The sequence below is a fragment of the Nonomuraea mesophila genome, assembly GCF_004352805.1.
Lineage (GTDB): Bacteria > Actinomycetota > Actinomycetes > Streptosporangiales > Streptosporangiaceae > Nonomuraea > Nonomuraea longispora.
This window is the reverse complement of record NZ_SMLD01000395.1, coordinates 1-809: the sequence shown is the minus strand read 5'-3', so window position 1 is coordinate 809 and position 809 is coordinate 1. Positions and strand designations below refer to the sequence as shown.

At 74.4% G+C, this 809-nt stretch carries 1 pseudogene; it reads left to right on the top strand.

Annotation, left to right across the window (positions count from 1 at the left end):
• Window positions 1-109 precede the first annotated feature (109 nt).
• A pseudogene (locus E1295_RS49875) lies at window positions 110-809 on the top strand (hypothetical protein); the annotation flags it as partial.

Genomic DNA, 809 nt, shown 5'->3' with positions numbered 1-809 from the left:
GACTAGTCGGCGGCAGCGTCAGATTTGTATAAGAGACAGGACCGGGACCGGGCCCGCCGGTGGCCGGTTCCCCGCCAGCCTGGCGCTGTCGGGACCGGGGGAGCACGTCGTGGTGCAGCCGCTGGGTGGAGGGGTACGGCCGCGCGGGTTCTTCGCCGTGGGCACGGATGAGGCGTACTCACCGGTCACCCATACGGTGATCAACGCGGCGGGCTCGCTGCTCACCCTGGCCATGGAGCAGGGCAGGTCCCAGCTGGAGGCCGAGCGCCGGGTGCGCTCCGCGGTGCTGGAACTGCTGCTGGAGGGGGACAGAGAACGGGCGCGCGTGGTGCTGGAGCCGCTCGGGGGCCGGTTGCCCGAGGAGCCGATGGTGGCGCTCGCTACAGGTCCCGAGGCCCTGGACGTGCTGGAGACGTACGCCTTCGCGGCCCTGTACGACGACACGGACAGGGGCGATGGGGCGCGGCGGTCAGGCGGGCGCCGGGCCGGGGTCCGATCGGCACGAAGCCAGGCGAAGGGACAGGTGGCCATCGCGCTGGTCGCGGCGGGCCCGGCGGACGGCCGCGCGGGTGGTGCAGGGGACGGCTCGGCGGGTGACTCCGAGGACGGTCCGGCGGGAGCCTCGGTAAAGGGGCCGGACGCTGTGGCGGAGGCGGTGGCCCTGGAGGCGGACGTGCCCGTGGGTGTGAGCCTGCCCCGCGACGATGGTCCTGCGGCTCTGCGACGCGCTCTCGACCAAGCGAGACGGGCTCTGGAGGCGGCCGGCACCGACTCCGGACGGGGCGGCTCCGGGCGGGGCGACGTGGGTC